This window comes from Pseudomonas sp. RIT-562, assembly GCF_026241895.1.
Taxonomy (GTDB): domain Bacteria; phylum Pseudomonadota; class Gammaproteobacteria; order Pseudomonadales; family Pseudomonadaceae; genus Aquipseudomonas; species Aquipseudomonas mandelii_F.
Genome location: NZ_JAPJIV010000016.1, coordinates 136,104 through 159,571, shown reverse-complemented (window position 1 = coordinate 159,571; position 23,468 = coordinate 136,104). Strand labels below are relative to the sequence as shown.

Below are 23,468 nucleotides of genomic sequence, written 5' to 3'. Positions count from 1 at the left end.
TGGAACAAAAGCAACTGTTTGCAGCACAAATAGGCACAGTTATTTTCAGTCCAGGACCCTAGAATGGGCCCAACTATTTCGGAGGCCAGAGCCTTGATGCCAGATTCGGTTGACGCCCCCGGGCTGTCAGAATTACCGCTGGGCGACTTGGTAGCCTGTCACGAGTGCGACCTCTTGATGCGCAAGCCGCAGCTCGCCCATGGCGAGAAAGCACTGTGTCCTCGTTGTGGCTACGAGCTCTACGCGCACCGGCATAATGTCGTGCAGCGTAGCCTCGCCCTGGTGATCGCCGCTCTACTGTTATTTATCCCGGCGAACTTTTTACCCATCATGGAGCTCAATCTACTCGGGCAGTCTTCACAAGACACCGTCTGGACTGGGGTTGTAGGGTTGTTCGACACTGGCATGCAAGGCGTCTCTGTCGTTGTATTCCTGTGCAGCATGGCCATTCCGCTGCTCAAATTGCTCTGCCAGCTGGCGGTGTTGTTGAGCATCCGCTTTGATGTTGGCCGCAGTTACGGCTTGTTGCTATATCGAATTTATCACCATTTACGCGACTGGGGCATGCTTGAGGTCTACCTCATGGGTGTGCTGGTCGCGATAGTAAAGCTGGCAGATATGGCAGCGATTACCGTCGGGCTTGGCCTGGCATGTTTCATCAGTTTGTTGTTGGTCCAGGTCTGGCTGGAAGTGGTGATGTCACCGCATCAGATCTGGCAGGCTCTATCAGGAGAGGATGCCCATGCGGGCGATTGATGCGGGCATTCTGATTTGCACCGAATGCCATGAGTTGAACAGGCAGGATGCTGACACCGACGAACAGGTCTGCACGCGCTGTGGTGCGCTGGTACACGAACGTCGCCCGAACAGCCTGGTGCGAACCTGGGCGCTGTTGATCACTGCCGCGATTTTGTACATCCCCGCCAATGTATTGCCCATCATGACGGTTACTTCCTTGGGGCAGGGCGATCCCAGCACCATCATGTCCGGGGTGATCCAACTGGTTCAGCACGGCATGATTCCGATTGCCGCAGTGGTGTTCATTGCAAGTATCGTCGTGCCTACCTTCAAACTGGTAGGCATCGCATTGCTGTTGTTTTCGGTACAACGCCGCCAGCCGCTGTCGGCTCGCCAACGCATTCTGATGTATCGCTTTATCGAATTCATTGGCCGCTGGTCGATGCTCGATATCTTCGTGATCGCCATCCTCGTGGCGGTCGTGAATTTCGGACGGCTTGCCAGCGTCGAAGCCAATCTTGGCGCCATCGCCTTCGCCAGTGTGGTGATTCTGACGATGCTTGCCGCAGTTACTTTCGATCCCCGACTGATTTGGGATAACACGGAGTCGGACGACGACCATGACTGATTTGCCTACAGCTAAAACCCGACCGGCCTCGAACTGGTCGGCTATCTGGGTATTACCCCTGATTGCCCTGATCATCGGCGGCTGGCTCGGCTGGCGAGCCTATAACGAAACTGGCATCGAGGTTCAGGTGCGGTTTGAGAGTGGCGAAGGCATTCAGGCCAACAAGACCGAGGTAGTCTACAAAGGCATGTCGGTGGGCAAGGTCAAGACCCTGAAACTCGACGACGAGGGCGCATCCAAAGGCGTGATTGCCACTGTCGAGATGAACAAGGATGTCGAGCAGTACCTGCGCACCAGCACGCGCTTCTGGCTGGTCAAGCCGAGCGTCACCCTGGCTGGCATCACTGGTCTTGAGACTTTGGTATCGGGTAACTATGTCGCGATCAGCCCGGGGGAAGGCGAGCCTACGCGCAAGTTCAAGGCGTTGGCCGAAGAGCCACCGCTGTCTGATGCCAAGCCGGGCCTGCACCTGACCATCAAGGCGGATCGCCTCGGCTCACTCAACCGTGGCAGCCCGGTGTTCTACAAACAGATCAAGGTCGGCCAGGTGAAAAGCTACCTGCTGTCTGAAGATCAGAGCACTGTCGAGCTCAAGGTATTCATCGAGCCCACCTATGCCAACCTGGTGCGTAAACACACGCGTTTCTGGAACGCCAGTGGCATCAGCATCGACGCCAACCTCTCCGGGGTGAAAGTGCGCAGCGAATCCCTGGCCAGCATCGTCGCCGGTGGTATTGCCTTTGCTACCCCGGAGAACCGCAAGGACAGTCCGCCGACCGATCCAAGTCTGCCATTCCGGCTCTACGAAGATTTTGACGCTGCCGCAGCCGGCATTCGCATCAAGGTCAAGCTCAGCGACTTCGAAGGTTTGCAGGCCGGTCGCACGCCGGTCATGTACAAAGGAATCCAGGTCGGCAACTTGAAGGCGCTCAAGGTTGATCCTGACCTGACGGCGGCCACTGCTGAATTGACCCTCGATCCGCTGGCAGAAGACTATCTGGTCGATGGTACTCAGTTCTGGGTGGTCAAACCCTCGATCTCGCTCGCGGGCATCACTGGTCTGGAAGCGTTGGTGAAGGGTAACTACATTGCCATTCGCCCAGGCGACAAAGGTGCTGCGCCGCAGCGTGAATTCGTCGCGCGGCCCAAGGCGCCGCCGCTGGATCTGCGCTCACCCGGGTTGCACCTGGTGCTGTTTACCGAAAACCTCGGCTCGCTGGAGGTCGGCAGCCCGATTCTGTACAAGCAAGTGAAGGTCGGTTCGGTCCAGAGCTATCAGTTCTCCAAAACCCGTAAGCAGCTGGTAATCGGTGTTCACATCGAGAAGGAATACGAAGGCCTGGTCAATGCATCGAGCCGATTCTGGAATGCCAGCGGCGTGACTCTCACAGGTGGGCTGACCGGTGGTATCCAGGTCAAGAGCGAGTCACTGCAAAGCCTGATGGCCGGTGGGATTGCTTTCGAAACCCCGGAAGCCAAAGCGCCGCTGCAGAAACGCATCCCCCGGTTCCGTCTGTTCCCCGACCACGACGCGGCCAACCAGAAAGGCACCGTCGTGACCATCAAGGTCGACCGCGCCGATGGTTTGCGCACGGGTACTCCCGTACGGTTCAAGGGCCTCGATGTTGGCAAGATCGAAGACGTCGATCTTACTGATGACCTGCAGTCAGTGGTGCTCACCGCGCGCATCACCGAGGTGCCGGAGCGTATCGCCCGGGTCGGCAGTCAATTCTGGGTGGTCAAGCCGGAATTGGGGCTGATCAAGACTTCGAACCTGGAAACCCTCGTGACCGGTCAATACATCGAAGTGCAGCCCGCGGCGAAGAGCCAGGGACCACAGAAGAGTTTCGTGGCGTTGTCCTCCCCACCGGAAATAGCCAAGGTCGAGCCTGGCTTGAGCCTGGTGTTGAGTGCGGCTCGCCGTGGGTCGTTGAAAATCGGCGTACCGGTTACCTATCGTGAAGTAACGGTGGGCAAAGTCACCGGGTACGAATTGGGCCAGACAGCGGATCGTGTGCTGATCCACATCCTGATCGAACCCAAGTACGCGCCGCTGGTGCGCAGCGGTACGCGGTTCTGGAACTCAAGCGGCTTCGGATTCGACTATGGGCTGTTCAAGGGGGCGACCATGCGCACCGAATCCTTGGAAACGCTGATCCAGGGTGGCATCGCGTTCGCGACCCCGGAGGGTGACCGCATGGGTAATGCGGCGCGTGCGGAACAGACGTTCCCGTTGTTCGATAAATTCGAAGATGAATGGCTGACCTGGGCGCCGAAGATCGCGATCGGTAAGTAGCAAGAAAATCGCCCACAAAAAAGGCCGCGGTCCATTGGATCGCGGCCTTTTTCATTGCCTCGGATTAAACCGGATCAGACTGCATCCAGCTCCGGTTCATCCGCTGCAACATTGATCACAGGCTTCACTTCGTCGTGGCGGCGAATGTACTTCCAGTCCGCCTCGTCAATGTAGATCCCGTTAGGCCCGCTACCGCCTTCCAGGTCGATGGCAACACTGGCGCAAACCTGTGGTTTGACACTCGCCAGGATCGGCACGAAGCCCAGTTGCAGGCTGGTTTCCAGCAGTGCAGCCTGGTTCTTCTCATCGATGTCTGCCGCCTCATCGAGGTAGTAGGGCAGGCGTACCCGGCCGGCTTGGTCGCGATCCATCAAGTGCAGCAACAAGTACATGTTGGTCAGCGCCTTGATGGTCATGGTGGTGCCATTGGACGCCGCGCCGTCGATGTCCGTGTGGATCACCGGTTGACCGTTGACCTTGGTGATCTCGAATGCCAGTTCGAACAAGTCCTTGAGACCAAGCTGGTTGTGATTGGCGGCAACCAGGCGCGCCAGATACTCCTTGGCTTCTTCGTTCTTGTTGTCCTGGTCAGCGCTCTGGCTCAGATCGAATACGGAAAGTGTTTCGCCTTCTTCGTATTGGCCGGCGCTGTGGATAATCTGGTCGATGTGTTTCAAAGCTTCCTTGTTCGGCGCGAGCACGATGCGGAAGCTCTGCAGGTTGGAGACCTGACGCTTGTTGATCTCGCGGTTGAACAGGGCCAGTTGGTGTTCGAGGCTGTCGTAGTCGCTGCGGATATTACGCAGGGTCCGCGCGATGTCAGTGACCGCCGCGCGACGGGCCTTGCCCAGGGTCAACGCTTCGTCGGTGCGATGTGCGTAAGCATTGATCAGCAACTGCAGACGCCGCTCCATGTCGTCTTCGCTGTCGAACTTGGCGACGCCCTTGAGGCGCACCTGGGCGTAGAGCGCATCGATCTGCCCGTCGCTGCGCAACAGTCCCTGCCAGCTGTCCTGATAGTCATTGAGCAGTGGCAACAGGTTGTCCATGGAATCGTCGATCGGGTCCATGAACGGCGTACCAAACGGCAGGTCCGCAGGCAACAGCTGACGCCGGCGCAAGGCATCGTCGAGGGTGCGCTGTTTGGCTTCCATGTCGCCGATCTGGCGCCCGACCAATTGCAGCTTGGCGGACAGTTGCTGGACTCGCTCGGTGAACGCATCGCTGGAGCGTTTCAACTCCTCCTGCGCGGCTTCCATCTGGGCCAGCTGTTCCAGCTTGTCGCCTTCCTCGGCGCTCAGGGTTTGCGCGCGACGGAAATCTTCCAGAGCCTTTTGCGCATCCAGCACTTGCTGGTACAGCGCTTCGGTCTGCGTCTTGCTCGCGGCGCGGTCGGCGGCTACGGCCGCCTGGGTTTTAAGTTGCTTGAGTTCTTTTTCCAGACGCTCTTTCTGGTCGCGCAATGCTGCGCGGTCAGCCAGGGCTTGCAGGGCCGGCGGCTCGATGTGTGACAGGTCGATGGACAAGCCAGGCACTTCGAAACGCTCGCCCTTGAAGCCATCCAGGATCAGCTCCATGGATTTGACCCACTGGCCGTCTTCGTCCAGTGCAATACCGTGTTCACCCAGTGGCAGGCTGAACAGTGCGCTGTTGAACAAGCGCATCAGGCGCTCGACGTCCTGTTGCGAGAACTCCTCGCGCAGACGGGCGTAGCTGTTGTTGTCGGCATGATCGAGCTGCTGCTTGACCGACTTCAGGCGTTTTTCCAGGTCGCGCAGACGCTCTTCGAGGTCTTCGGCACTGAACTGGCGCGACTGAGCCAGCGCGCCGGCGAGTTCGTCGTGCGCATCCTTGGCTGCCAGCAACTGCTGCTCGAGGACCTTGACGTCATCGACCAGGGCAAAGCGATTCTTCAGCACCGACAACTCACCCAGCCAGCGCTGGATGCCGGAAATTTCCCGTTCCAGGCGCATCAGCTCCTGAGTCCCGCCGCGCTGATCGTTTTGCAGCGAGTCCTGTTCGTTGCGGTAGTGCTCGGCCTGGATGGTCAGCTCTTCCTTGCGGGCACTGGCGTAGTCCGACCAGGTACCCAGCAGCGAGTCGAGCAGTGGCGAAATGCGATGCAGTTTGCCGCGCAGGATGTTGCGCTGGGTTACGCCGGCCGCAAGGGCTTCGACCAACGGACCGGCGGTGACCAGCGAGTTGTAGTCCTGCTCCATGCGGCGCACATCGCGGAACGCTTCTTCGCACGCCGCAATATAGTCCACGCTACCGGAGCGCAGACTATGTTCGAACGCATCAAGAAACAGCTGCTTGAGCTTGGCCGCCGTGATTTCGCGCATGTGCAGCAGGTTGATGAACAGCGCGCGGAAAGTCTTCAGGCTCTGTTCACTGGTGGAGCGCAGTGGAATCAGGGTCAGGTCCAGCGGAATCGAGGTGTGACCACCCACCAGCAAGCGGCGCAGTTCGTCCGGCTTCAGTTCGTAGGCTTTCAGGCCTTCGCGCTCGAGGTTGGTGAACAGCTCTTTCTGACGCAGGCAGGTGTCGTTTTTCTGGTAATGCGCCAGGTCCAGTTTGCCGGCGTAGGCAAAGAACTGGTGACCAAAACCACCGCCCGGGCCGCGACCGACTACGCCAATAACGTGGGGGCCATGGGGCAGGGACACTTCCACGAGGATATAGCTGGTGTCCGAGGCGAAGTAGAAACGCCGGGACTGTTCCAGGCTGTACTTGCCGAAACTCATGTCCGACATACGCGCCAGGATCGGGAACTGCAGGGCGTTGATCGAGGCGGATTTACCGAGGTTGTTCGCGCCGTAGACCGATAGCGGCTCTTCCAGCGGGAACAGGCCGAGGCTGTAGCCGGCGGTATTCAAAAGGGCGAAGCGGCGAATGCCGTAGCGTTCCTTGCTCATGCGTCGGTCTCCTGTTCTTCGGCGATGGCGCGGGCCATGGCTTCTTCTTCGCTTTCTTCTTCGAAGTCGGTCAGATCCAGTGGATCATCGGTTTGCAGCAGCTTTTCATCGCTGTCGTCATCGATCAGCACGGGGACCGGCAGCGGCAACACGCTGTGCAGGCTGGCCGCGAGGTCGCGGTCCTGCTGCACTGACAGGCAGACATCGAGGAAGCGATGCATAGGCGGCAGGAAGCGGTAGACGCCGTTTTCTTCGCCGGCGAAGCCGAGCTGGGTCATGCGGCGCATGATTTTTTCTTCGAGTTCTTCAACGGTCTGGACTTCGGCCTGGATAAACAGGTCACGGTACTTTTCCAGTAGCGACGGCAATTCATCCCGGCCCAGGCTGCCACCGTCGAGTACGGCGATCGGGTCGCGGCCCTGGTCGGCCAGGTGCTCCACCAGGATGAAGGTGAACAGCGCCAGACGCTGGGCAGTCTTGTTCACCGCAGCGGCGGCCAGGTCCGGGACGAAGTAATAGAAGCCACGGGTATCGCAGACCAGCTCAAAACCCAGGGCCTTGAACAGCGTGCGGTACTGGTCCTGAAAGTTCGACAGCTGCGCGTACAGCTCAGGATCGCGGCGGCTGACGTGGTAACCCTTGAACAGCTCGCGAAAGATCGGCGCCAGTTGGGACAGTTCGGATAGATCAAGATGCATTTGGCATGCTCGCAGAATCCTCGGGGGTGCTATCACCAGCCGAGAGCAGGGCGAAGGAGCGCAGGCTGACCTGGTGCTCATGAGTGTGGTAATCGCGGCGTTCCAGACGCTCGCGCTTGAAGCGTTTTTCACGCGACAGGCGCGAGAACCAGTACAGCAACTCGTCGGTGGCGCCGTCCGGTTCCTGCTCCAACAACCAGGACATCAGGTCTGGCATCGGCAGGGCGTCTTCGCAGCGCTCGAGCATTTCGCGAACGGTGCGTGGCGCACGCGGGGCTTCGCCTTTCTGGGTTTTGTGAGCCTTGGGGAAGCGCGCCGGTTTCGGTTCGAAACGGGCCAGCGCATAAACGTAGGCTTCGACCTGACTGGCGCTACCGAGGAAGGTGCTTTGCGGGCGGGTAAACATCGGCATCGCCGCTTGCGGCACTGCGTCCAGGCCTTTGCGTCGGATCGCCGACAAGGCCAGCGCCGCGCCGCGGGTAACGGCGTTGTGCCGTCGGGCCTCTTCGCGCAACGGCAGCAGCAGTTCGCGGGCGTGACGCAGGGTCAGTTGGGCGCTGGTCTGCATTTCGAGGATGCGCGCGTGGGTGCGCAGCAACATGTCATCGTCGACCAGGTGGCCAAGCCGCTGCTGCTCGGTGAGCATCTTCAGCAGGACATTCTCGACCTTGCGCACTCCTTGCTCGAAAGCGCCGTCGGCATTGACCAGCTGGATCATCGGCTCGACGTATTCGTCCCAGGTCGCCAACACTTCAGCGTAACGCTGGCGCAGCGGAATCTGCCGGTCGCTGGTCTTGGCGCGTTCGGCGACGGCCACCAGCGCCTGTTCGTCGTTGGCGAGTTTCTTCAACACGTCGCGCACGCGCATGTCCAGCAAGCGCAATTGGCGAGCGAGGTCGTGGCCGTCGCGAATGTCGAACGCGTCCTGGATATAACCGGCCAGGCGTTCGAGGTGGCGCAAGTAGGCTTCGATTTCCAGGCACAGGCCCAGACGGTGCTCACGACGAAGGTAAGCCAGAAAGTCGTGAATTTGCGCGTTGAGCTCGAAACGGTTCGGGCTTTTCGCCACGGGTACCAGGATGTCGAGGCGAATCCACACGTCCAGCAGGCTGGTGATGTCCTGCGGCGTACTGTCCAGTTGCTGGGCACCGAGTTGCGTGCGCAGTTCGTTGAGGCTCAAGGTGCCCTGGTCGAAGTGCTCGCACAGTGGCTCCAGAAGTGCCCAGTGTTCAGCGAGGGCGCGCAAGACGCGCTTGGGTTCGATCATCGGAATGGCCGGCTGGTTGGCGAATAAAAGCAGCGATTGTACTGCATCACGCTCATTGCGATTAACTCTCGGGACGGACAGTCGGCATTCTGTCGATCAAGCGCGGGCGATCTTGCGAGAAGGGCGGTAGAATCGGCGCACCTTAGTTATCCACAAGTGGCTGACCTTTGCTTATCGAGTCCCGTCGCCGCGCTTATTTGACCGCCATGCAGGTGGTCAACTGGCTGCCGCGCACCGAATTGCCCTTTGCCGCGCCGTCGCGGCTCGAACTGCTGGAGACGCCAGAACCTCTGGTTGTTGCTCCAATGGCACCGGCCGAGGTGGCTGAAGTGCCCGTCGAGCCTCAGGCCAAGCCCGCCGAGCGGGTGAAGATCGAGGTGCCACGGCCTTCGCTGGCCAGCACACGCACGGATGCAAAGGTCGAAGAAGTGGTGGCGCCCGTCGTGGCCAAGCCCCCGGTCGTGCCACCACCGCGCTTCGCCCTGCAGTTGCTGCGCGCCGGTCGCTGCCTGCTGCTGGTCGAGTTACCCACAGGTGAAACATTTCAAACGCGCGATCCCGCCTATCTGCTGCTCAAGGACATGTTGCGCGCCGCCGGCCTGCCAGACAGCCCGCAAATAGTCGGCGACCCCGTGCGCTGGCCGCTACTGGCCCGGGGCACCATGGATCAGGGCCCTGAAGCTGCCCGTGATTTCGTGCAGGGTTTCCTGTCGGCTCGACTGGAGGACGCGCCGTGCGTCTGCGTGTGGCTGATCGGTCTGCCGGCCGTACGTTTCGCCGGCGAGGAAAACGCCGAATCGTTCAACCGTGAACTTCAGATCGAAGGCCTGGGCTCGGTCTGGGCCCTGCCGGGCCTGGAATTATTAATGGAAGAGCCACAGCGTAAGGCTGATGTCTGGCAAGCCATGCGCCGGCTGATGGCGCGCTGGAAAGAACCAAATGAGTGACGCTGTATCGTTTCGCCCCATGACCGAGGCGGACCTGGACGCTGTATTGAAGATCGAATATGCGGCTTACAGCCATCCGTGGACTCGCGGGATTTTTCTTGATGGGCTCGGCAAGTACCAGATCTGGCTGATGTTTGAAGGCCAGCAACAGGTTGGTCACGGCGTGGTGCAGATCATTCTTGATGAAGCGCACCTGTTGAACATCACGGTCAAGCCGGAAAACCAAGGGCGTGGCCTGGGCCTGACGTTGCTGGAGCACCTGATGTCGATTGCCTACAAGGCTGAGGCGCGGGAGTGCTTCTTGGAAGTGCGGGACAGTAATCGTTCGGCGTTTCGGTTGTATGAGCGGTATGGGTTTAACGAGATTGGGCGGCGTCGGGATTATTATCCTGCGGTTGGCGGCAGGGAAGATGCGGTAGTTATGGCCTGCACACTGGTCGATTGACCACAGATTTCCTGTAGGAGCTGCCGCAGGCTGCGATCTTTTGATCTTGTTTTAAAATCAAAAGATCGCAGCCTGCGGCAGCTCCTACAGGGAGCGCTCAGTGAATCTGGGAAATCAACGATTCCCGTCCAGCGGATCCCGCTGCGCCAGTTCCGCCTCATCCAGTCCATTGCCACCGCCGATCTCATCTTCATCGACGATGCTCAGGTCCCAATCCGCCTGGCCCTCTTCACCTGCTTCCCGGGCGTCCCGCGCACCGTCTTCAAGGATCAGGGTTTCCGGACTCATGTCATCATCCGTAGGTTCATGATCGGCAGTGGAGGCTCCAGTCATGCCGGCCTCCCGTACCCGCTCAGCTGGCATCAGCTGCTCGCGCTCGGCGGCTGGCAATTCGTCGCCGATCCGGGCGCTGGGTTCTTCGTCGTCAAAATCCAGCTCATGCATCGAACCCATGCGGTCTTCGTTGTCATCGATGGGCTCGGGCTGCGCCGCATCGAAAGGACGTCGTGAATCAGTCATGGTATTTCCTCATACTGTGGGCCTTACTAGGGTGGACCCACAGGGCTGGCGAGAATTCCACCGACCTTACTTGCATCAAGCGCGTGACCCCGACGGGTGGTTGTCTGTCATACAAGCGCACCATTCTTGAGGCTCTACAGCATGAACGAATTACAAGATCTGATTGATAACAACGAACGCTGGGCTGAAGCGATCAAACAGGAAGATCCGGACTTCTTCTCCAAGCTGGCTCGCCAACAGACGCCAGAGTACCTATGGATCGGTTGCTCCGACGCCCGGGTGCCGGCGAACGAAATCGTTGGCATGCTGCCCGGCGACCTGTTCGTCCATCGCAACGTGGCGAACGTGGTGCTGCATACCGACCTGAACTGTCTGTCGGTGATTCAGTACGCGGTGGACGTGCTCAAGGTCAAGCACATCCTTGTTACCGGCCACTATGGTTGTGGCGGCGTGCGAGCTTCGATGCAGGACCGCCAGTTGGGCCTGATCGACGGCTGGCTGCGTTCGATTCGTGACCTGTACTACGAAAAGCGTGAAGAACTGGCGCAGCTGCCGACTGAAGAAGAACGAGTCGATCGCCTCTGCGAGTTGAACGTGATCCAGCAGGTGGCCAACGTCGGCCACACCAGCATTGTGCAAAACGCCTGGCATCGCGGGCAGAAACTGTCGATCCACGGGTGCATCTACGGCATCAAGGATGGTCGCTGGAAAAGCCTGAACGCGACCATCAGTGGTTTCGAGCAGTTGCCGCCACAGTACCGACTGCGTCCGCTGTAACGCGGCTCGCGTCTACAGCGCCCGGCCTAGCGCCGCGATAGGCGCCGAAGTCTTCAGCTGTTGGAGCTGGGACTTTAGCGGCGCCGATGCGCATTTGGTGATGGCCTGTGCCGGGGGCAGGTTGCGGATCGAGGTATAAAACAGCTCGCAGGTTTTTTCCTTGCGGGCGACTTGCCAGGTCTGGGTACAGTTTTTCAGTTGCGCCGCCGGGTCCCTGCCGGGCGCACTGCCCATGCCGGCCTGCCAGCACGCCGCGCTCAAATCCTGCCCCATGACCTTCAGCCCTGCCGCATCAGCCTTAGCCTGGGCATCCTTGCCGGAGTAGGCTGCGGGGTTCGCCGCATACCAGATGTAGCTCGGATGATTGGCGCCCAGCACGGGCACTTTTGCCCCGGCGTTCGGACTGATTGTCGCCAGCCCCAGCACGTTCACGGTGGGGCCGTATTGCGCCTTGATCCAGCTGCGCACCGGCGCACCAAACGCGACCATCGGTAATGCAGCGCCGCTGGCATTGCGGCTCAGTTCCTTGACCATGGTGGTCTGGTAGGCGGTGAAGTAATTGTAAACGCCCTCCAGGTCCTTGCCGGCAGTGGCAGGTGCCGCAATCGGGGCGATGTCGATGATGGTCTGGTAGCCCGGAGTCTGCGTCGCAGGGATACCGTTGGCGGTCAGCAGCGTGGCCCAACGATCGGTGGTCGCCGAGCGCAGGTAATCCTGAGCCTGGGTCAGCGAATAATCCGGCGGAAAGTGCAGCAGTTCGATACTTTTGCGATTGTTCAATGCCATTCCCAATGGCAGGAACAGCGACCAGTTGTATGCCCACTTGCCATCGTCGTTCAGTTTGTTCGCACCGGACCAGGCAAGGTCTCCGGCGTCGAGCAGGGCCTCCAGGGGTTTCTGGTAGCCGGCAGGCACGCCGCTGATTTGCGCATACAGCTGGTCGTTATCGGTTTTAACCCGCACCTTCGCCGTGGTGTAGCCATCGCGCTGCACACTCTGGTTCAGGTAGTGCTCGACGGTCTGCTCCAGCGTCCAGTTGCGAAAGCAGATAACGCTGCAATTGTTGGGGTAAGCAAATAGGCGGGTGACGCGTTCGGTACTGCCCAGCTTCAGGTCGACATCGGCGTGGGCGGCGGCACTCAGGGTGAGGGCTGCGAGGGTAAGTCCTGCGCGTTTTAGCATGCTCAGATCCTTTTAAGCCTGTGACTGCGGAGTGGGCGAAGTCTACTGCAGCCATCGCTGCAGCGATGTCAGCCGTCCCTTGGATTAATGTCAGGGGATGGCGAGCAGCTGAGTAGGAGTTTTCCACCGAACAAGTCTGGATACACCTGCCGAGACAGGTGCACCCAGCAGCATTCAGGGCATCACAGGCGGCGTGTAGGTCAGCGTCGTCCCCAATGCCCACAGCAGAAACAGCACCAGTGGCGTGTGCACCAGCAGTTGCACGAACGAAAACCCGATCAGGTCTCGCGCCTTCAGGCCCAGCACTCCCAGCAGTGGCAGCATGTAGAAGGGGTTGATCAGGTTAGGCAACGCTTCGGCAGCATTGTAGATCTGCACTGCCCAGCCCAGATGGTAGTTGAGGTCGGTAGCCACCTGCATGACATAGGGCGCTTCGATGATCCACTTGCCGCCTCCGGACGGAATAAAGAAACCGAGGATCGCCGAGTACACGCCCATCAGCAGCGCATAGGTATCGTGGGACGCGATGCTGACGAAGAAGGTCGAAATATGGTGCGCCAGGGTCTGGGCATCAGTGCCCTTGACGGTAGTCATCAGTGCGGCGATCGAGCCATACAACGGAAACTGGATCAGCACCCCGGTGGTGGTGGGCACGGCCCGCGATACCGCATCAAGGAAACTGCGCGGACGCCAGTGCAGCAGGGCGCCCAGCATGATGAACAGGAAGTTGTAGGTGTTGAGTCCGGAGATCGCGCTGATCGCCGGCTTGGTCGAAAATTCATGGAACAGCCAGCCGGCGGCCAGCAGCACCAGCAGGATCGTCAGCAGCGGGCTGTGTTCGAGCCACTCGCCGGGACGGGTGCGCGGTTGCAGCGGCGGCAGATTGAAGCTCGGGTCGATGCCGCAGGCTTTGGCGTCACGGGCCGTATTGGGGCCAGGAGCGGTGGCGTAGGCAATGATCAGTGAAATAATGATCAGAGCCAGCAGTAGCACGCCGGACTGCCAGAGAAAGATGGTTTCGGTGAAAGGGATGACCCCAGTGATCGACAGGATCGAGGGTGGTAGGCTGGCGGGGTTGGCCTGCAACTGCGCCGCCGATGACGACAGGCCCAGCGCCCATACTGCCCCGAGCCCCAGGTAGGCTGCGGCGCCGGCAGCGCGGTAATCCATCTTCAGATCGGTGCGGCGGGCGAGGGCGCGTACCAGCAAGCCACCAAATACCAGGGACAGTCCCCAGTTCAGCAATGACGCAACCATGGAAATCAGTGCGACCCAGGCGACCGCGGAGCGACCATTTTTCGGGATGCGTGCCAGGCGGTCGATCAGTTTCACGGCGGGTGGTGAGCTGGCGACTACGTAGCCACCGATCACCACGAAAGCCATCTGCATGGTGAATGGAATCAGGCTCCAGAAGCCATCACCGAAGGCCATGGCGGCATCGGTCGGCTTGGCGCCCATCGCCATGGTGGCAAGGGCGACGATGATCACCGCCAGTGCGGCGAACACCCAGGAGTCGGGGAACCAGCGTTCGGCAAAGCTTGAGCAGCGCAGGGCAAAGCGGGCATAGCGGCTATCGTCGATTTCTGCGGCCACGGGAGAACCTCGAATTTTTATGATTATCGTGTTGTTCCGGGCCGCAAAGGCCCGTCCGGTCAGGTGCCAACAGTAAATCAAACGCTGTTTTTTTGTGACCAACTTTTACCGCTTTGGGACTTTGGTCTAACGGGTTGTCCGCAGAGCAATTTGCGTAGACCATGGGCGCCTTGAATTTTTGCCCGTGCCAGAGTGCTTTTTCATGACAGCCCAAACCGATGTGCGCCCGGCGCCGTTCACTCGTTCGGACTACAAGACCCTCGGCCTTGCAGCCCTGGGCGGGGCGCTGGAAATCTACGATTTCATCATTTTCGTATTTTTCGCCCTGACCCTCAGCCAGCTGTTTTTCCCGCCGGAAATGCCGGAGTGGCTGCGCCTGCTGCAAAGCTTCGGGATCTTCGTCACCGGTTACCTGGCGCGGCCATTGGGCGGCATCCTGATGGCGCACTTCGCCGACCGGCTGGGGCGCAAGAAGGTCTTCAGCCTGAGCATCCTGATGATGGCGCTACCGTGCCTGCTGATCGGGATCATGCCGACCTACGCCCAGATCGGTTATTTCGCGCCGCTGCTGTTACTGGCCCTGCGCATCCTGCAAGGGGCGGCCGTAGGCGGTGAAGTGCCGAGCGCCTGGGTCTTTGTCGCCGAGCACGCCCCGGTCGGCCATCGTGGGTATGCGCTGGGTTTCCTGCAGGCAGGGCTGACCTTCGGCTATCTGATCGGCGCGCTGGCGGCGACGTTCCTGGCGCAGATGTTCACCCCTGCGGAAATCCTCGATTACGCCTGGCGGTATCCGTTCCTGCTGGGAGGGGTGTTTGGGGTGATTGGCGTCTGGTTGCGCCGCTGGCTCAGCGAAACCCCGGTGTTCATGGCTATGCAGGCCAAGCGCGAAGCTGCGGTCGAACTGCCGTTGCGCACGGTCCTGCGCGAACATCGCCTGGCCATGCTGCCGGCGATGATCCTGACTTGTGTGCTGACCTCGGCGGTGGTGGTGTTCGTGGTCATCACCCCGACCATGATGCAGAAAACGTTCGGCATGACCGCCAGCCACACCTTCGGGCTCAGTGCCCTGGGCATTGTCTTCCTGAACATTGGTTGCGTGATCGCCGGAGTCCTGGTGGATCGCATCGGAGCCTGGCGTACCGTCATGCTCTACAGCCTGCTGCTGCCGCTGGGCATTACCGTGCTCTATGCCTGCCTGATCAACGGCGGTAGCTGGATTGGCCTGGCGTACGCCATTGCCGGCTTGTGTTGCGGCGTGGTCGGCGCAGTGCCGTCGGTGATGGTTGGGCTGTTTCCGGCGCGTATTCGTGTTTCGGGAATTTCCTTCACCTACAACATTGCCTATGCCGCATGGGCCAGTATCACCCCGTTGTTGCTGATCGGGTTGATGCCCTGGAGTCCATGGATCTGTGTGATTTTCAGCGCAGTGATGGGCGTGGTGGGCGTCGCCAGTGCGGCGTATTTCGGTGCGCGGATGCCGCGGGTCGGCAACTGCGCGGCGACGGGCGCCGTGTAATCGAGGGAGGCCTCGCACCCGGCGCAACTATTTTTGTAGGACAACACTGCACAGCTCTTCAGAAAATATTTCCGAGGCCGATGGCTAGGCTGCATTTCGCTTTCTACCCTGTCCATCGGTGCATTCCATGTTCAATAAACGCTTGAAGCAGGAGCTGTCGGCTCTTCGTGAAGAACTTTCCAGCCTTCAGCAAGTGAAGGAAAGCCTGGAAAGCGAGATGCTGGTCCTGACCCTGGATATCGAGGGGCGGATCCTGTCGGTCAATCAGAACTTCATCGACGAAATGCGCTACAAGGGGCAGGATCTGAGCGGTCGGCACATCGAAGATCTCATCCCGGTCCATGTCAAATCCGACGAATTCCATCACCGCTTCAAGACGGCGCTGCAGCGTGGCGAGCACTTTGCCGGGGCGGTGCGCCTGCTGCGGGGTAATGGCGAGGAAGCGTGGTTGCGCTCGATCATGCAGCCAATACGCTCGGCGGATGGGCGCATCAGGCACTTCTCGATTTTTTCCAGTGACCTGACTCGCACCATCGAGGCGTCCCGGGAACATGAGAACCTGATCGGCGCCTTGGTGCGTTCGACGGCGGTGATCGAGTTTGACCTCAATGGCAACGTACTGGCGGCCAACGACCGCTTTCTCAGCGGCATGGGCTACAGCCTCGCGCAGATCAAGGGCAAACATCACCGGATGTTCTGCACACCGGACGAGTCCTCAAGCGCCGCTTACCAGGCTTTCTGGCGGCGGCTGAATGCTGGCGAGTTCGTGGCTGATCGATTCAAGCGCATCGACAGCCACGGTCGTACGGTCTGGCTGGAAGCTTCCTACAACCCCGTGCTCGATGCCAACGACAAGCTGTACAAAGTGGTCAAGTTCGCCACCGTGATCACCGATCAGGTCAACCAGGAGCAAGCTGTCGCCGAGGCGGCCAACATCGCCTATAGCACCTCGCGGCAGACTGACGACAGTGCGCAGCGCGGGAATGCGGTGGTCACCCAGGCCGTCGAGGTGATGCGTGACCTGGCCAGGCACATGCAAACCGCTGGCGAGGGCATTGAGGCGCTGAACGACCAGTCGCTGGTCATCGGCAGCATCGTCAAGACCATCAGCGGCATTGCCGAGCAGACCAACCTGCTGGCGCTCAACGCCGCCATTGAAGCGGCCCGGGCAGGCGAGCAGGGTCGCGGCTTTGCCGTGGTGGCGGACGAGGTGCGGCAGTTGGCATCGCGGACCAGCCAGGCCACTGATGAAATCGTCGGCGTGGTGCGCCAGAACCAGGATATGGCGCGTCACGCGGTCACCCTGATGACCGAAGGCAAGCTTCAGGCTGAGCAGGGGCTGGCGCTGGCGGCGGAGGCGGGCTCGGTGATTGTCGAGATCCAGGACGGCGCGCAGAAGGTGGTAGACGCCGTAGGGCAGTTCGCCAACCAGTTGGCGAACTGAGCCGGCGCGACGCGTATCCCGCTACAATCGGGGTTTTCTCCAGGAGCACATAGCATGCACGCTTCCCATCGCCGGCCCGTCCCCTTGAACAAGGCCTATCGCCTGCTCAATCACGGGCCGACCGTACTGGTCAGCGCCGCCCACGATGGCCAGCGCAATATCATGGCCGCTGCCTGGGCAATGCCTCTGGATTTCGAGCCACCGAAAATCGCCGTGGTGCTGGACAAGTCCACCTGGACCCGACAGCTGCTGGAAGCCTCAGGCACCTTCGTCCTGAACGTGCCTTGCGCCGCCCAGGCCGACATCGTCCAGACCGTGGGTTCTACATCCGGACTGGAAATTTCCCAGGCCCACGGCCAGGACAAATTCCACGCCTACAACCTGCAGACATTTAGCGGCGAACTGGTTGCCGCGCCGATGCTGGAAGGCTGCGTTGCCTGGCTGGAATGTCGACTGCTGCCGGAGCCTGGCAATCACCAGCAGTACGACCTGTTCCTTGCCGAAGTCATCGCCGCCCAAGCCGATGAGCGAGTGTTCAGCGATGGCCGCTGGCACTTCGAAGGGCAGGATGAGTTACGCACCCTGCATCACGTGGCGGGTGGGCATTTCCTGAAGATCGGTGATCCGGTGGATGGGAAGGTTCTGGCAGTTTGAGTCAGCCCCCCGGCCAACTCAATCCCCCAACGCTTGCCCCTCCCGTCGTGGGTCGGCGCCGCCTGCCAGAGAGGCTTTGCCCTGCGCATCCCTGACCCGGACAATCGCCTGGGTGCCGCTGGTCATGTCGATCTCGTTCACACTATGTCCCTTATCCTTGAGCGCCTGGATCAGTTCGTTGCTGAACTGCCCTCGTTCAAGCTCCGTCGGGCCGTTGCGGCTGCCGAAATTGGGCAGGTTGATGGCCGTCTGCGCATCGAGGTTCCAGTCGAGCAGGCCGATGGTCGACTTGGCGACGTACTCGATGATCTGGGAGCCGCCCGGCGAGCCGAGGGTGGCCAGGAACTCGCCGCTGGCGCGATCGAAGATCAGCGTTGGCGCCATTGAAGAACGGGGGCGCTTGCCCGGCTCGACACGGTTGGCGACTTTCTGGCCGTTTTCTTCGGGGATGAACGAGAAGTCGGTCATCTGGTTGTTCAGCAGGAAACCTTGCACCATCAGGTGCGAACCGAAAGCTGATTCCACGGTGGTGGTCATGGAGACCGCGCCACCCTGGTCATCGACGGCCACCACTTGCGAGGTGGAGATGCGCAGAGGCGAGCGGTCTGGTGCATAGGCGACCTGGATCCCCGCAGGTGTGCCAGGTTGGGCCGTGCCCATGCTGCGCTCGCCGATCAGCGCGGCGCGGCTGGCCAGATAACCCGGATCCAGCAGTCCCTGGACGGGGACCGGGACAAAATCAGCGTCGGCCAGGTATTGCGCGCGATCGGCATAGGCCAGGCGCTCGGCCTCGGAAATCAGGTGCACGGCTTCAGGAGCGGGCTCGATGCCAGCCGCCGCGGAGCTCTTGCGGGGTTTCATGGTTGCCAGGGCCAGGCTCGGATCACGGGCTTGCAGGGCGTTGAGTGTGCCAAGGATCTGCGCGATGGCGACTCCACCCGATGAAGGCGGTGGCATGCCGCATACCTGCCAGCGCTTGTAGTCGGTGCACAGCGGCTGGCGCTCCTTGGCCTGGTAGGCTTGCAGATCATTCAGCGACAAGCTCCCCGGATTCGCATGGCCCTGCACCTTGGCGACTATCTCCTCGGCCACTGCGCCTTTGTACAAGGCGTCAGGACCTTCCTTGGCGATGCGTTTCAACACGGCCGCCAGTGCCGGATTCTTCAGCAGCGTTCCTGCAGCCTTCGGGCTGCCGTCGGCATTCATGAAGTACGCCATCATCTCCGGTGAGCGCCGCATGGAGGAGTCCGCGGCGATCAACTGGTGCAGGCGCGGAGAAATCGCGAAGCCTTGTTCTGCAAGTTTGATCGCGGGCTCGAACAGGGTTGCCCAAGGCAGGCGTCCATGTTTGCGGTGCGCCAGCTCGAGAGCGCGCAACACGCCCGGTGTGCCCACCGACCGCCCGCCGATCTGCGCCTGGGTAAACGGCATCGGCTTGCCATCGGCTTGCAGGAATAGTTTCTCGCTGGCACCGGCCGGCGCAGTTTCGCGACCGTCATAAGTGCGCACGGCCTTGCCATCCCACAACACAATCAACGCGCCACCGCCGATGCCGGAAGACTGCGGCTCGACCAGGGTCAACACTGCCTGCATCGCGATCGCCGAGTCGATGGCCGAACCGCCCTGGCGCAACATCTCCCGTCCGGCCTCGGCGGCCAGTGGGTTTGCCGCTGCGGCCATATGCCGGGTGGCATAACGAGTTTGCAGGTCGCTGCGATAACCTGAGGCGCTTTCCGGCGCGAGGGGCAGCGTCGAAGTCGGCGGGGCATTGCAAGCGCCCAGGGTCAGCGCAGCGGCAATCAGTGCCAGCGCCGACAGTCGATTGCGGTTCAAGTGGGAAGCAGGGGACACGATGGGCACTCCGTCCGTGGGAAAGATTACCGGACTGTATCGGCCGACACCTGGTGACGCAAACACGGGAGGGATCATGTCTGCCGACCAGTCAGCGCAGGGACTTTTTCGCAGGCATAAAAAAACGGCCTACCTCGCGGTAAGCCGTTTTTAGTACTTGGTGGCTACACAGGGACTTGAACCCCGGACCCCAGCATTATGAATGCTATGCTCTAACCAACTGAGCTATGTAGCCAAGTGGCGCGCATTATTCACCGGTAACGGGGATGCGTCAAGCGTAAATTTAAAATATTTCTCTACGCTTTCAACCGCTTATCCTCCAGAGGCAATAAAACGCCACCTGGGAGGCGCTCAGCCGAGCTGAAATCTCCCAGTATTGGCGCTCAATGCCTTGCTGCCCTGGCTCAACGTGTCCGCCGCCAGGTTCACAGCCCGGGCACCTTCAAGCAGCCGCACTGCCGCCTGATCAACTTGCTGGATATTGCCGCTGACCTCATCGGCGGTACTGGCCTGCTCCTCGACCGCTGTCGCGATGTGCGCCAGGGTGTCGGTGACGCCTTGCACCGCGCTAGCAATTTCACCCAGTCGCTCGCCCAGTCCGGTGACCGACTGCGCATCGTTTTGCGCCTGGCTGCAGGCCGCTTCCATCAGGCTCACTGCCTCATCCACCGTTTGCCGCAGGCTATCAACCGTCTGGGCGATTTGCGCGGTCGAGGATTGCGTGCGCTTCGACAGGCTGCGCACTTCGTCCGCCACCACGGCAAAACCACGGCCCTGATCACCTGCCCGCGCAGCCTCGATGGCTGCGTTGAGGGCCAGGAGGTTAGTCTGCTCGGCCACTCCACGAATCGTGTCGACCACTAGCTGGATTTGCTGCCCTTGCTCACTGACCCTGCCAAGTGCTGCAGCTGTTTCGTTTAGGCGGTGGTTGAGCTGCTGGATGCTCGCCGTGGTGCGTTGGCTGTCGCGGCTGCTGTCGGCAGCAATGCGCCGGGTGTGCTGGGCGCTGCCCGAGGCCTGTTCACAGCTTTGGGCCACGCCTTGGGAAGTGGCAGCCAGTTGGGTGGCCGCTGCGGCGATCTGGCTGATCTGCAGTTGTTGCGCCTCGACTTCGCCCAATGCACCGCTGGAGTGTTGGTTGAGCGCGTGTACGGCGTTGCTCAGTTGCAGGGTCTCGTGGTCCACGCCCAGCAAACTGTTGCGCAGTTGCACGACCGCGACGTTGAGCGCAGTGCTGATGGCTGCCAGTTCATCGCGGCCGTGCACGGGCACCTGCAGGCTGAGATTGCCATCGCGCAGCGCTTCGGCGAGCACCGTAATCCCGCTGGCGCTGCGCCGGATAGACGCTTGGAGGCAGGTGAACAGATACAGCGCCGCCAGCAGCAGGCAGCCAAAAATCGTCGCCACGCCGATCACCTGGCGCATCGCCGAGGCATGGTAGTGCGCCAGGCGTTGATCCAGCGACTCCAGCGACTGCTGGCGCAAGGCGGCGAGGTCGACCAGCAAGGCGTCCAGGCCACGCTCGAAGTCTTCGTGCTTGAGGTTGATGCTGCCGCCGAACACGCCGTCATCGAGTACCTTGAGCTCGGCATCCAGGTGCTTGAGGCTGGCGTTGTAGCGTTCTGCCCAGGTGTGCAGGTCACTGGGAAGGCGCGATTCGAGCAGGCCCGCAGTTTTTACCAGTTGCTCCCTGGCGTCGCCGATACGACTGCGCAGGTCCCGCAGCTGTAACCGGCTCTGCAGGGTGAATTGTCCTGACACTACCGAGGCCTGGCCAATGCTGGCCAGGCGCCCGACCCGTTCGATCAGGTCCGGCGCATGCTGGGTGGAGATCTGCGTCAACAGATAGGTTTCGAGCCAGGGCGCGAGCGTCAGGCGGTTATCCATGGCGATTTGCTCGCGCACGGCTTGCAGGGCGCCCAGGGCGCGGGTGAAGCGTTCATAACCATCGGGCCACCAACCGACGCTGCCGAGGCTTTTTGAGTCCAGGCCAGCGAGGGCCGCTTGCAGGGCCTGGTAGCGCTCCAGTGTTGCGTCCCGGGCACCTTCAGTGTTGAGCGTGTTGCCCAAATCCGTAGCCGCCTTGGCGATTGCAGGCTGCGCGTCGTCAAACGCGGCCATCGCGGCGAGTGTTGCAGGGGTGGGTTGGCGATTGGTTTCCGTGGCTCGCCAGCGAGCGGCTCGATCACGCTGCGCTCCGAGCAGGTTATCCAGCGCATCCAGTGCCAGCAGTTGCCGAGCCCCAGCGCGTTCTTCCGAGATCAGGTTTAGTTTGCTGCGGTAGTCTTGGCCGATCATCCACAGGCTGCCCGCCAGCGGCAGAATGAACAGCAAAAACAACAGTTGAAACTTGCGTGCGAAGCCAAAGCGCCCCAGCAAACGGATCCCCGGTGATAAAAATGCCTGCATGCCCCATGACTCCCCTGGGCACCACGCACCATCGGCGTGCGCCGTGGCCGAAACGGCCGCGACTGGTGCCCCTTTTAAAGGCCTCGAAAGTTCACCCTCGTCAGCTCTGTAGGCCGACTGCGTAGCGAAACTTCCCATTCTCGGTCCCCTTTGTAAGGGGCCGCGTTTAAAGGGTGTGATAACGCAAGATTCAGACCATGGCGATGCGCTATTACTTGCAAATAAACGTAAGCACATGTCGTTAGCAGGCTAAGGGGATGGCGCTGGCGCACTGAAAAATGGCACATTGATGCACTTGCCCATTTGCACCCACCCGTTTGTCCGGAAAATCTCATGGCTATCAGCAATGCCCAGGCCGGCGCCGAGCCCGCTTCAGCGACTTCACAAAGCAGCCCACTGGTCATGCGCATCATCGGCGCCGTGGCGCTGGCGCATCTGATCAACGACCTGATCCAGTCGGTTTTGCCGTCGATCTATCCGATGCTCAAGGCCAATTACGGCCTGACCTTTACCCAGGTCGGCCTGATCACCCTGACTTTCCAACTGACCGCATCGCTGTTGCAGCCATGGGTCGGCTACCACACCGATCGCCATCCCAAGCCGTGGCTGTTGCCGGCCGGGACGGTGTGCACCTTGATTGGCATCCTGATGATGTCGGTGGTCGGCAGCTTTCCAATGATCCTGCTGGCGGCTGCGCTGATCGGTATCGGCTCTTCGACCTTCCATCCGGAGGCTTCTCGCGTAGCGCGGCTGGCATCGGGCGGGCGGTTCGGCCTGGCACAGTCCACTTTCCAGGTCGGCGGCAACGCGGGTTCGGCATTCGGGCCATTGCTGGCCGCCGCCATCATCATTCCATTTGGCCAGGGCCACGTCGCCTGGTTCGGGCTGTTCGCGGTGTTTGCGTTATTCGTGCTGTACCGGATTAGCCGCTGGTATGCCAATCACCTGAACCTGTTCAAGCTCAAGCAGGGGCAGGCAGCGACTCATGGTTTGTCGAAGGGGAGGGTGATCAGCGCATTGGTCGTGCTTGGGCTGCTGGTGTTCTCCAAGTACTTTTACATGTCGAGTCTCACCAGTTACTACACCTTCTACCTGATCGAGAAGTTCGACCTGTCGGTGGCCAGTTCGCAGCTGCATCTGTTCCTGTTCCTCGGTGCGGTGGCTGCGGGAACCTTCTTTGGCGGGCCGATCGGCGACAAGATCGGACGCAAGGCAGTCATCTGGTTTTCGATTCTCGGCGTTGCGCCTTTCACGCTGCTATTGCCTCACGTCGACCTGTTCTGGACCAGCGTCTTGAGCGTGGTGATCGGTTTTATCCTGGCTTCGGCATTTTCGGCCATCGTGGTGTATGCCCAGGAGTTGGTGCCCGGAAATGTCGGGATGATCGCCGGGGTGTTCTTTGGCCTGATGTTTGGTTTTGGCGGGATTGGTGCGGCGTTGCTGGGATATCTGGCGGATGCGCACGGGATTGAGTACGTGTATTTCCTGTGTTCGTTCCTGCCGCTGCTGGGTGTGCTGGCGATCTTCCTGCCGAGAACCAAAAAGGCCTGAAGATCTGACAGGCACAAAAAAGCCGCGTATCAAACGCG

At 60.6% G+C, this 23,468-nt stretch carries 18 protein-coding genes, 1 tRNA gene and 2 pseudogenes; 11 read left to right on the top strand and 10 right to left on the bottom strand.

All coding sequences use genetic code 11. From position 1 onward, the window contains the following. Positions 1 to 96 precede the first annotated feature (96 nt). Genes ORL50_RS19630 through ORL50_RS19620 form a run of 3 tightly spaced genes read left to right on the top strand, consistent with a single transcriptional unit; the run spans position 97 to position 3,662 of the window. Positions 97 to 756 carry a paraquat-inducible protein A gene (locus ORL50_RS19630; RefSeq protein WP_266017374.1) on the top strand — a complete coding sequence of 220 codons (660 nt, stop codon included), beginning with the start codon at positions 97 to 99 and terminating at the stop codon, positions 754 to 756. Beyond that, on the top strand, positions 743 to 1,366 hold the full coding sequence (locus ORL50_RS19625) for a paraquat-inducible protein A (RefSeq protein ID WP_266017361.1): 624 nt from the start codon (positions 743 to 745) through the stop codon (positions 1,364 to 1,366). The genes ORL50_RS19630 and ORL50_RS19625 overlap by 14 nt, the downstream gene beginning before the upstream one ends. Then, a complete protein-coding gene (locus tag ORL50_RS19620) occupies positions 1,359 to 3,662 on the top strand; it encodes a PqiB family protein (protein WP_266017360.1) in 2,304 nt (767 codons plus the stop codon). Before ORL50_RS19625 ends, ORL50_RS19620 begins: the two co-directional genes overlap by 8 nt. A 74-nt stretch (positions 3,663 to 3,736) precedes the next feature. Here ORL50_RS19620 and mksF read toward each other — a convergent pair whose 3' ends face one another. The 3 genes from mksF to mksB are packed head-to-tail and all read right to left on the bottom strand — an operon-like array spanning position 3,737 to position 8,542. Then, positions 3,737 to 6,577 carry an Mks condensin complex protein MksF gene (gene mksF, locus ORL50_RS19615; protein ID WP_266017359.1) on the bottom strand — a complete coding sequence of 947 codons (2,841 nt, stop codon included), beginning with the start codon at positions 6,575 to 6,577 and terminating at the stop codon, positions 3,737 to 3,739. Further along, positions 6,574 to 7,275, bottom strand: coding sequence for an Mks condensin complex protein MksE (gene mksE / locus ORL50_RS19610; protein ID WP_266017358.1), 702 nt, complete (start codon positions 7,273 to 7,275; stop codon positions 6,574 to 6,576). The genes mksF and mksE overlap by 4 nt, the downstream gene beginning before the upstream one ends. Further along, the gene (gene mksB, locus ORL50_RS19605) at positions 7,265 to 8,542 is read right to left on the bottom strand and encodes an Mks condensin complex protein MksB (protein WP_266017357.1); all 1,278 of its coding nucleotides are present in this window, start codon (positions 8,540 to 8,542) and stop codon (positions 7,265 to 7,267) included. The genes mksE and mksB overlap by 11 nt, the downstream gene beginning before the upstream one ends. 206 nt (positions 8,543 to 8,748) lie before the next feature. Between mksB and ORL50_RS19600 the strand changes: the two genes are divergently transcribed. Next, positions 8,749 to 9,489, top strand: coding sequence for an energy transducer TonB (locus ORL50_RS19600; protein WP_266017372.1), 741 nt, complete (start codon positions 8,749 to 8,751; stop codon positions 9,487 to 9,489). Next, positions 9,482 to 9,934 carry a ribosomal protein S18-alanine N-acetyltransferase gene (gene rimI / locus ORL50_RS19595; RefSeq protein ID WP_046030107.1) on the top strand — a complete coding sequence of 151 codons (453 nt, stop codon included), beginning with the start codon at positions 9,482 to 9,484 and terminating at the stop codon, positions 9,932 to 9,934. Before ORL50_RS19600 ends, rimI begins: the two co-directional genes overlap by 8 nt. A gap of 114 nt (positions 9,935 to 10,048) precedes the next feature. Here the strand turns inward: rimI and ORL50_RS19590 are convergent, their stop codons facing one another. After that, positions 10,049 to 10,453 carry a serine kinase/phosphatase gene (locus ORL50_RS19590; RefSeq protein ID WP_266017356.1) on the bottom strand — a complete coding sequence of 135 codons (405 nt, stop codon included), beginning with the start codon at positions 10,451 to 10,453 and terminating at the stop codon, positions 10,049 to 10,051. A 141-nt stretch (positions 10,454 to 10,594) separates the two neighbouring features. On the opposite strand from ORL50_RS19590, the gene can reads away from it, so the two are divergent. After that, positions 10,595 to 11,230 (top strand): carbonate dehydratase, encoded by a 636-nt coding sequence (can, locus tag ORL50_RS19585; protein ID WP_266017355.1) that lies wholly within the window; start codon positions 10,595 to 10,597, stop codon positions 11,228 to 11,230. A 12-nt stretch (positions 11,231 to 11,242) separates the two neighbouring features. Here the strand turns inward: can and ORL50_RS19580 are convergent, their stop codons facing one another. Next, the gene (locus ORL50_RS19580) at positions 11,243 to 12,412 is read right to left on the bottom strand and encodes a hypothetical protein (RefSeq protein ID WP_266017353.1); all 1,170 of its coding nucleotides are present in this window, start codon (positions 12,410 to 12,412) and stop codon (positions 11,243 to 11,245) included. Positions 12,413 to 12,586: 174 nt separating this feature from the next. Beyond that, entirely contained in the window at positions 12,587 to 14,005 is a 1,419-nt protein-coding gene (locus tag ORL50_RS19575) for a short-chain fatty acid transporter (RefSeq protein ID WP_266017352.1), read from the bottom strand. A gap of 202 nt (positions 14,006 to 14,207) precedes the next feature. Here ORL50_RS19575 and ORL50_RS19570 point away from each other — a divergent pair, with 202 nt between their 5' ends. The 4 genes and pseudogenes from ORL50_RS19570 to ORL50_RS19560 all read left to right on the top strand — a co-directional run bounded on the left by ORL50_RS19570 (position 14,208) and on the right by ORL50_RS19560 (position 17,619). Then, a complete protein-coding gene (locus ORL50_RS19570) occupies positions 14,208 to 15,521 on the top strand; it encodes an MFS transporter (RefSeq protein ID WP_266017351.1) in 1,314 nt (437 codons plus the stop codon). A gap of 127 nt (positions 15,522 to 15,648) precedes the next feature. Next, positions 15,649 to 16,377, top strand: a pseudogene (locus ORL50_RS29150) (PAS domain-containing protein); the annotation flags it as partial. Beyond that, positions 16,357 to 16,965 carry a methyl-accepting chemotaxis protein gene (locus ORL50_RS29145; protein ID WP_416236037.1) on the top strand — a complete coding sequence of 203 codons (609 nt, stop codon included), beginning with the start codon at positions 16,357 to 16,359 and terminating at the stop codon, positions 16,963 to 16,965. The pseudogene ORL50_RS29150 and the gene ORL50_RS29145, both read left to right, overlap by 21 nt. Before the next feature lie 54 nt (positions 16,966 to 17,019). Further along, positions 17,020 to 17,619, top strand: a complete 600-nt coding sequence (locus ORL50_RS19560) for a flavin reductase family protein (protein ID WP_266017349.1) — start codon at positions 17,020 to 17,022, stop codon at positions 17,617 to 17,619. A gap of 18 nt (positions 17,620 to 17,637) precedes the next feature. Here ORL50_RS19560 and ggt read toward each other — a convergent pair whose 3' ends face one another. The 4 genes and pseudogenes from ggt to ORL50_RS29135 form a co-directional block, all read right to left on the bottom strand. Continuing rightward, the gene (ggt, locus tag ORL50_RS19555; RefSeq protein ID WP_266017348.1) at positions 17,638 to 19,470 is read right to left on the bottom strand and encodes a gamma-glutamyltransferase; all 1,833 of its coding nucleotides are present in this window, start codon (positions 19,468 to 19,470) and stop codon (positions 17,638 to 17,640) included. A gap of 158 nt (positions 19,471 to 19,628) precedes the next feature. After that, positions 19,629 to 19,705, bottom strand: a tRNA-Met gene (locus ORL50_RS19550). A gap of 116 nt (positions 19,706 to 19,821) precedes the next feature. Beyond that, positions 19,822 to 20,655 carry a methyl-accepting chemotaxis protein gene (locus ORL50_RS29140; protein ID WP_416236036.1) on the bottom strand — a complete coding sequence of 278 codons (834 nt, stop codon included), beginning with the start codon at positions 20,653 to 20,655 and terminating at the stop codon, positions 19,822 to 19,824. Between the two features lie 27 nt (positions 20,656 to 20,682). After that, a pseudogene (locus ORL50_RS29135) lies at positions 20,683 to 20,895 on the bottom strand (HAMP domain-containing protein); the annotation flags it as partial. Positions 20,896 to 22,212: 1,317 nt separating this feature from the next. On the opposite strand from ORL50_RS29135, the gene ORL50_RS19540 reads away from it, so the two are divergent. Further along, a complete protein-coding gene (locus tag ORL50_RS19540) occupies positions 22,213 to 23,430 on the top strand; it encodes an MFS transporter (RefSeq protein WP_266017345.1) in 1,218 nt (405 codons plus the stop codon). Positions 23,431 to 23,468: the final 38 nt, after the last annotated feature.

Excerpts from the sequence above, each read along its gene's own strand:
- ORL50_RS19630 (WP_266017374.1), top strand. The coding sequence starts at position 97 with ATGCCAGATTCGGTTGACGCCCCCGGGCTGTCAGAATTACCGCTGGGC.
- ORL50_RS19625 (WP_266017361.1), top strand. The coding sequence starts at position 743 with ATGCGGGCGATTGATGCGGGCATTCTGATTTGCACCGAATGCCATGAG.
- ORL50_RS19620 (WP_266017360.1), top strand. The coding sequence starts at position 1,359 with ATGACTGATTTGCCTACAGCTAAAACCCGACCGGCCTCGAACTGGTCG.
- mksF (WP_266017359.1), bottom strand. The coding sequence starts at position 6,577 with ATGAGCAAGGAACGCTACGGCATTCGCCGCTTCGCCCTTTTGAATACC.
- mksE (WP_266017358.1), bottom strand. The coding sequence starts at position 7,275 with ATGCATCTTGATCTATCCGAACTGTCCCAACTGGCGCCGATCTTTCGC.
- mksB (WP_266017357.1), bottom strand. The coding sequence starts at position 8,542 with ATGATCGAACCCAAGCGCGTCTTGCGCGCCCTCGCTGAACACTGGGCA.
- ORL50_RS19600 (WP_266017372.1), top strand. The coding sequence starts at position 8,749 with ATGCAGGTGGTCAACTGGCTGCCGCGCACCGAATTGCCCTTTGCCGCG.
- rimI (WP_046030107.1), top strand. The coding sequence starts at position 9,482 with ATGAGTGACGCTGTATCGTTTCGCCCCATGACCGAGGCGGACCTGGAC.
- ORL50_RS19590 (WP_266017356.1), bottom strand. The coding sequence starts at position 10,453 with ATGACTGATTCACGACGTCCTTTCGATGCGGCGCAGCCCGAGCCCATC.
- can (WP_266017355.1), top strand. The coding sequence starts at position 10,595 with ATGAACGAATTACAAGATCTGATTGATAACAACGAACGCTGGGCTGAA.
- ORL50_RS19580 (WP_266017353.1), bottom strand. The coding sequence starts at position 12,412 with ATGCTAAAACGCGCAGGACTTACCCTCGCAGCCCTCACCCTGAGTGCC.
- ORL50_RS19570 (WP_266017351.1), top strand. The coding sequence starts at position 14,208 with ATGACAGCCCAAACCGATGTGCGCCCGGCGCCGTTCACTCGTTCGGAC.
- ORL50_RS19560 (WP_266017349.1), top strand. The coding sequence starts at position 17,020 with ATGCACGCTTCCCATCGCCGGCCCGTCCCCTTGAACAAGGCCTATCGC.
- ORL50_RS19540 (WP_266017345.1), top strand. The coding sequence starts at position 22,213 with ATGGCTATCAGCAATGCCCAGGCCGGCGCCGAGCCCGCTTCAGCGACT.